The 6,599-nt window shown below is 71.3% G+C and carries 9 protein-coding genes; 5 read left to right on the top strand and 4 right to left on the bottom strand.

What is annotated here, in order from left to right; translation table 11 throughout:
* The 3 genes from ADY59_RS26540 to ADY59_RS26530 all read right to left on the bottom strand — a co-directional run.
* The coding region (locus tag ADY59_RS26540) for a serine/threonine-protein kinase (protein WP_049567094.1) at positions 1 to 951 on the bottom strand (951 nt) is incomplete at its 3' end.
* A gap of 25 nt (positions 952 to 976) precedes the next feature.
* Entirely contained in the window at positions 977 to 1,909 is a 933-nt protein-coding gene (locus tag ADY59_RS26535; protein WP_197093865.1) for a YihY/virulence factor BrkB family protein, read from the bottom strand.
* 60 nt (positions 1,910 to 1,969) lie between these two features.
* Positions 1,970 to 2,344 (bottom strand): YccF domain-containing protein, encoded by a 375-nt coding sequence (locus tag ADY59_RS26530; RefSeq protein ID WP_049567113.1) that lies wholly within the window; start codon positions 2,342 to 2,344, stop codon positions 1,970 to 1,972.
* A gap of 60 nt (positions 2,345 to 2,404) precedes the next feature.
* Here ADY59_RS26530 and ADY59_RS50330 point away from each other — a divergent pair, with 60 nt between their 5' ends.
* Positions 2,405 to 2,560, top strand: a complete 156-nt coding sequence (locus ADY59_RS50330) for a hypothetical protein (protein WP_156325748.1) — start codon at positions 2,405 to 2,407, stop codon at positions 2,558 to 2,560.
* On the opposite strand, the gene ADY59_RS26525 is transcribed toward ADY59_RS50330, so the two are convergent.
* Positions 2,538 to 2,900, bottom strand: a complete 363-nt coding sequence (locus ADY59_RS26525; RefSeq protein ID WP_231618896.1) for a glutaredoxin domain-containing protein — start codon at positions 2,898 to 2,900, stop codon at positions 2,538 to 2,540. The two genes, ADY59_RS50330 and ADY59_RS26525, sit on opposite strands and share 23 nt — an antisense overlap.
* A gap of 76 nt (positions 2,901 to 2,976) precedes the next feature.
* Between ADY59_RS26525 and ADY59_RS54105 the strand changes: the two genes are divergently transcribed.
* From ADY59_RS54105 to ADY59_RS26505, 4 genes are all read left to right on the top strand, one after another.
* Positions 2,977 to 3,060, top strand: a complete 84-nt coding sequence (locus ADY59_RS54105; protein WP_311132608.1) for a putative leader peptide — start codon at positions 2,977 to 2,979, stop codon at positions 3,058 to 3,060.
* A gap of 101 nt (positions 3,061 to 3,161) precedes the next feature.
* Positions 3,162 to 4,835: a nitrite/sulfite reductase gene (locus ADY59_RS26520; protein WP_049567090.1), complete on the top strand. Its 1,674-nt coding sequence runs from the start codon at positions 3,162 to 3,164 to the stop codon at positions 4,833 to 4,835.
* A 136-nt stretch (positions 4,836 to 4,971) separates the two neighbouring features.
* Complete coding sequence (locus tag ADY59_RS26510; RefSeq protein WP_049567084.1) at positions 4,972 to 5,700, top strand: phosphoadenylyl-sulfate reductase; 729 nt, start codon at positions 4,972 to 4,974, stop codon at positions 5,698 to 5,700.
* Between the two features lie 113 nt (positions 5,701 to 5,813).
* Positions 5,814 to 6,557, top strand: coding sequence for a sirohydrochlorin chelatase (locus tag ADY59_RS26505; protein ID WP_231618899.1), 744 nt, complete (start codon positions 5,814 to 5,816; stop codon positions 6,555 to 6,557).
* Positions 6,558 to 6,599 lie beyond the last annotated feature (42 nt).

Genomic DNA, 6,599 nt, shown 5'->3' with positions numbered 1-6,599 from the left:
CTGCGCCGCGGCGGCGGCCCCGCCCGCGCGGCTCGCCCCCGCGTGGCCCGGTCCCGCGTGGCCCGGGGACGGGGGCGCGGCGGCGTGGGTGCCCTGGGCGGGCCGCAGGACGGGGGTCCAGGTCTCCGACACCATCTGCGTGGCGGTGTCCACCGGGACCTCGGTACGGCCCAGCAGCCTGTCCAGCAGTTGCTGCGCGGTGGGCCGCCGGGCGGGGTCCTTGTCCAGGGCGCGCTCGGCCAGTGCCCGGATGCGCTCGTCCAGGCCGTCGAGCACCGGCGCGTGGTTGATCACCCGGTAGACGACCTCGGCGACGCCTCCGGTGCCGAACGGCGGCCGGCCGGTGCCCGCGTACGCCATCAGCGCCCCCCACGCGAAGATGTCGCCGGCGGGGGTGACGGGCTCGCCCTTGGCCTGTTCGGGCGACATGTACGCGGGCGTGCCCATGCTCCGCGCGACCGTGAAGGGCAGCTCGGCGGTGTCGGCGAGCTGGGCGATGCCGAAGTCGATGACGCGCGGCCCGACGGGGCTGAGCAGCACGTTGGACGGCTTGAGGTCGCGGTGCACGACTCCCGCCTGGTGGATGGCGGCCAGCGCGGTGGCCACGCCGACGGCCAGCGCCTCCAGGTTGGAGCCCGTCATGGGGCCGTGCCGCTGGATCACGCCCGACAGGTCGGGGCCGTCGACGAACTCGGTGACCAGGTAGGCGGTGCCGGCGTCGAACCCGGCGTCGAGGACCGGCGCGGTGCAGAACCGGGCGACCCGCCGGGCGGCCTCGGCCTCCTTGCCGAACCTGCGCCGGAACTCCTCGCGGGCGGCGAGCTCGGGCCGCATCATCTTCAGCGCGACTTGCCTGCCGGACTCGTCACGAGCCAGGTGGACGAAGCCCATGCCGCCCTCGCCCAGCTTGCGGACCAGGACGTACGGGCCGACCTTCTGCTGCGCCTCCATCGGGGCGATTATGGCGGAACGACGGCTATTTCGCACGGCCGAGGCCCGGCCAGAGCCGGTCGACCTCGGCGTTGAGAATGGCCCCGATGAGCACGGCCAGCGCCGTGATGTAGAGCCAGAGCAGCACCGCGATGGGCGCCGCGAGCGAGCCGTACACCGAGACGGGCGAGAACCAGGCGGCCAGCACGCCGCGCAGCACGGCGGCGCAGACGATCCACAGGATGAGCGCGAGGAGCGCGCCCGGCAGCTCCCGGTACCACTTCGTGCGGACCGGGACGCTCACGTGGTAGAGCACGGTCAGGAAGAGCACCGACCCGACGATCACCACGGGCCAGTAGAGGACGTCGATGAGCACGCCGTACTGGCCCGGCAGCACGCCCCTGAGCAGGGTCGGCCCGATGACCAGGATCGGCATCACGATGATGCCGATGACCAGCCCGACCACGTACAGGCCGAAGGACATCAGCCGGGTGCGGATGATGCCGCGCTCCTCGCCCAGGCCGTAGGCGACCGAGATGAGGTCCACGTACACGTACAGGGCGCGCGATCCCGACCACAGCGACAGCAGGAAGCCGAGCGAGATGATCGACACCTTGCTGGCGTCGTCGCGCAGCACGTCGGCCAGGAGCGGGCGGACGACGCCGGTGACCGCGTCGTCGGTGAACAGCAGCCCGGCCTGGTCGATCACCCACGCCTCGATGTCGCGCACCCGCTGCCTGCCGAGCCAGGTGCCGAGCTTGGCCAGGACGCCGATCAGCCCCAGGACGAACGGCGGCAGCGACAGCAGGGCGAAGAACGCGGCCTCGCCCGCCAGGCCGGTGACCCGGTAGTTGACGCCGGCGTTGGTCGCGGCGCGGGCGGTCGCCCACGACCTCGTGTCGCGCACCCAGCTCAGCCTCGCGCGGGCCTGGGAGGCGAGCCGCCTCTTGGACCGGCTAGGCGCATCCGTGGACGTCATGGCACCCAACGCTATTTCGCAGTGACTCTCGGGAACAGCTTACGTCCCCCTCGTCCTGCCCTAGTCGTTGTCGACGATGCGCGCACCCAGGGGGAGGAGGGAGACGGGGATCATCTTGATGTTCGCCACGCCCAGCGGGATGCCGATGACGGAGATGAACAGCGGGATGGACGTCACCACGTGCCCGATCGCCAGCCAGATCCCCGCCACCACGCACCAGATCACGTTGCCGACCAGGGAGAACACGCCGGCGTCCGGGTCACGCTCCACCGTACGCCCGAACGGCCACAGCGCGTAGGCGGCGATCCGGAAGGAGGCGATGCCGAACGGGATCGTGATGATCAGGATGCAGCAGACGATCCCGGCGAGCGTGTAGCCGATGGCGAGCCAGATGCCGGCGAAGACGAGCCAGATGACGTTGAGGATGGTGCGCATGGTCACAGCATGTCACCGTGCGTACCCGCCCACATCGGGGATCACCCTGATAATGCAGAGGTGATCTGCGAACGCTGCAAGGAACGACGTCACGATGAGTGCCGGGGCGGATCCTGGTGCGACTGCCAGCACCAGGAGCCGGAGCCCGATCCCGGCGAGCCCGCCGAGCTCGCCGAGCCCGCCGAGCCCGTCGTCAACTGGCTGCGCCAGGGCTAGCCGCCGCCTCCAGGAGCTGCCGCCTCGACGGGTTGACCAGCACCCGGCCGGCCACGGTGACGGTCGGCACGGTCTCGTTGCCGTTGTTGACCGAGCGGACGAACGCCGCCGCCTCGGGGTCGCGCCAGATGTTGACCTCGGTGTAGGCCAGCGGCGTGAACCGCAGGCCCATGCGCAGCCTCATGCAGTAGCGGCAGCCCGGCCGCCAGTAGAGGACGACGCCCGTGTGGTCCGCCCGGCCGTACGACGCCGACCGGCCCCGGCGCGGCAGGTTGGCCACCACCATCCAGGCGACGTAGAGGGCCAGGAAGACGAGCAGGGCCGTCATCAGGGGAGACATACCGCGAACGTACCCGACGCGTCCAGACTCTGGACCCGGTCTTGGACATCGATGGCCACCGGGGTATCTTCGAGGCATGCCAGCGGACCCCATGCTCGTCGGTCGACGCCACGTCGACCTTCAGCGTGTCCGCAGTGCCATCTGTTGCGACGCCCGGTAACCGCAGATTTCTTCCGCTGAGCGCGTCGCACCTCCTCTCCCCTGCACTCGATGACGAGGCAGGAGGAACGCTGGGCGCGCCCATAAGACAAAGGACGCGCAATGAGCACCCCTGCCAGCCGGCACCACAAGCGCCCGCGCGGCGAAGGTCAGTGGGCCCTCGGTTACCGAGAGCCGCTGAACAAGAACGAAGAGAGCAAGAAGAACGACGACGGGCTCAACGTCCGCCAGCGGATCATCGACATCTACGCCAAGCGGGGCTTCGACTCGATCGACCCGGCCGACCTACGCGGCCGCATGCGCTGGTACGGCCTCTACACCCAGCGCAAGCCCGGCATCGACGGCGGCAAGACGGCGATCCTCGACCCCGAGGAGCTCGACGACCGCTACTTCATGATGCGGGTGCGCATCGACGGCGGCCAGCTCGACGTGCGGCAGCTGCGGGTCATCGCCGACATCTCCGACGAGTACGCGCGCGGCACCGCCGACATCACCGACCGGCAGAACGTGCAGCTGCACTGGGTGGAGATCGAGTCGGTGCCCGACATCTGGGAGCGGCTGGAGGCCGTGGGGCTGTCCACGACCGAGGCGTGCGGCGACACCCCGCGCGTGATCATCGGGTGCCCGGTCGCCGGGATCGACGCCGAAGAGGTGATCGACGCCAGCGCCAGGATCCGCGAGCTGAACGAGAAGTTCATCGGCAACCCCGCCTACTCCAACCTGCCGCGCAAGTTCAAGACGGCGCTCAGCGGCTGCACGGCGCACTGCACGGTGCACGAGATCAACGACGTGGCGTTCGTCGGCGTGGTCAACGACCAGGGCGAGAAGGGCTTCGACCTGTGGGTCGGCGGCGGGCTGTCGACCAACCCGATGCTGGCCAAGCGGCTGGGCGTGTTCATCGCCCCCGAGCGCGTGGCCGACGTCTACGCGGGCGTGATCGGGATCTTCCGCGACTACGGCTACCGGCGGCTGCGGCACAGGGCGCGGCTGAAGTTCCTGGTCAACGACTGGGGAGCGGAGAAGTTCCGCGAGGTGCTGGAGAGCGAGTACGTCAAGGAGCCGCTGCCCGACGGCCCCGCCCCCGAGCTGCCCCGCGCCAACCGGCGCGACCACGTCGGCGTCTTCCCCCAGCACGACGGCAACTTCTACGTCGGCTTCGCGCCCCGGGTCGGCCGCCTCGACGGCGCCAAGCTGCGCCTGATCGCCGACCTCGCCGAGCGGCACGGCTCCGACCGGATCCGCACCACGGTCGAGCAGAAGATGGTCATTCTGGACATCGCCCCGGACCGGGTCGACTCGCTCGTCGCCGAGCTGGAGGCCAACGACCTCAAGGTCAACCCGTCGACGTTCCGCCGCCAGACGATGGCGTGCACCGGCATCGAATACTGCAAGCTGGCCATCGTCGAGACCAAGGCCAGCGCCTCCCGGCTGATCGACGAGCTGGAGCGGCGGCTGCCGACGTTCGACGAGCCGCTCACCATCAACGTCAACGGCTGCCCCAACTCCTGCGCGCGCATCCAGACGGCCGACATCGGCCTCAAGGGCCAGCTCGTCATGGACGCCGACGGCAACCAGGTCGAGGGCTACCAGATCCACCTGGGCGGCTCGCTCGGCGTCAGCTCCGGCTTCGGCCGCAAGGTCCGCGGGCTCAAGACCACCGCCAAGGGCCTGCCCGACTACGTGGAGCGGGTCGTGACGCACTTCGACGAGCAGAAGAAGGAAGGCGAGACGTTCGCCGACTGGGTGCAGCGCGCCGACGAGGCGGACCTCAAATGACCACCCGCGCCGTGCCGTTCCACTGCCCGTACTGCGCAGACGAGGACCTCGAACCCTACGAGGGCGACGGCGGCTGGTACTGCCGCGCCTGCTCGCGTGCCTTCAAGCTGAAGTTTCTCGGAATCGGGGTGAACATATGACGCTCGTCGACATCGAGGTAGGGCTGAGCCGGCAGCGCGGCACGCTCGACCTTCAGGACATCGTCGAGTCGGCCGCCGTCTTCCTGGAGGACGCGCCCGCCCGCGAGATCATCCGGTGGGCCGCGGCGACGTTCGGCGACCGCCTCTGCCTGACCTCCTCCATGAGCGACGCCCTGCTCATCGACCTGGTCAGCCGCGTCAAGCCCGGCGTGGACGTGCTCTTCATCGACACCGGCTACCACTTCGCCGAGACGGTCGGCACCCGCGACGCCGTCCAGCAGGTCTACGACGTGAACGTGATCGACATCAAGCCGTCGCGCACCGTCCAGGAGCAGGACCGCGACCTCGGCCCGCGCCTGTTCGGCCGCAACCCTGACCTGTGCTGCTTCCTGCGCAAGGTCGAGCCGCTCAACCGGGCCCTGGAGCCCTACCTGGCGTGGATCTCCGGCATCCGCCGCGACGAGTCGGCCAGCCGGTCCGGCACCAAGGTCGTCGAGTGGGACGCCAAGCGGCAGATGGTCAAGGTCAACCCGATCGCCTCCTGGACCCAGGAGGACGTCGACAACTACATGGCCGACAACGGGGTGCTGATCAACCCGTTGCACTACGACAACTACCCGTCGATCGGCTGTGCCCCGTGCACCCGCCAGGTCGCCGAGGGTGAGGATCCGCGCAGCGGCCGCTGGGCGGGGCTGGGGAAGGTCGAATGCGGCATTCACCTGTAACTCCCGGCCGCCGGCCCGTCCCGTTGGCAGACGGGGCGGGCCGTGGCGGACGTCCCGCCCGCCACGACACGACGCTCGCGGCGCACGGCGCGGGGCGGGGCGGGGTGCCGCTGGTGGCGGTGGCGCACGGGTCACGGGATCCGCGGGCGGCCGCGACGGTTGAGGCGCTGCTGGAGGAGGTGCGGCGGGCCCGGCCCGGGCTGCCGGTGCGCAGCGCCTATCTCGACCACTCGGCGCCGTCGCTCGGCCAGGCCCTGCACGGGCTCACGGAGGCCGTGGTGCTGCCCCTGCTGCTGACGGAGGCGTACCACAGCCGGGTCGACCTGCCGGCGGCGCTCAACGAGGCGCGCGCCCGCGATCCCCGGCTGCGCGTCCACTACGGCGCCACGCTCGGCCCCCATCCGCTGCTGACGTCCACCCTGGAGCGGCGCCTGGCGGAGGCGGGCGTCCCCCCGGGTGACCCCGACACCGCGGTCGTGCTCGTCTCGGCCGGCTCCAGCGACGCCCGCGCCAACGCGGTCATCGCCGGGATGGCCCGCGCCTGGGAGCTCGGAGCGGGTCCGGCCGCCCCGCCCGGTTGGGCGGGGGGGCGGGCCGGGGCGGCCGTCCCGCCCGCCGCCGGGCCGGCGCCCGCCGAGGCGGTCGCGCTGCTCAGGCGGGCGGGGGCGCCGCGGGTGGCCGTGGCGCCGTATCTGCTGGCCCCGGGCTACTTCGCCGACAAGGTCCGGCGTGACACCCTGGCCGCGGGCGCCGACGTGGTCGCCGGCGTGCTGGGCCCGGCGCCGGAGCTGGCCCAGGTGGCGCTGGAGCGCTACGAGGCGGCCCTGCTCACCTCCGCCGATGCGGCGGCCTCCTAAGGCCCTCAGCGGCCCGTACGGCCCCGTACGACCTGCGGCGCC

The organism is Nonomuraea sp. SBT364 (genome assembly GCF_001083785.1).
Taxonomy (GTDB): Bacteria; Actinomycetota; Actinomycetes; order Streptosporangiales; family Streptosporangiaceae; genus Nonomuraea.
This window is presented reverse-complemented; position numbering and strand designations above follow the sequence as displayed.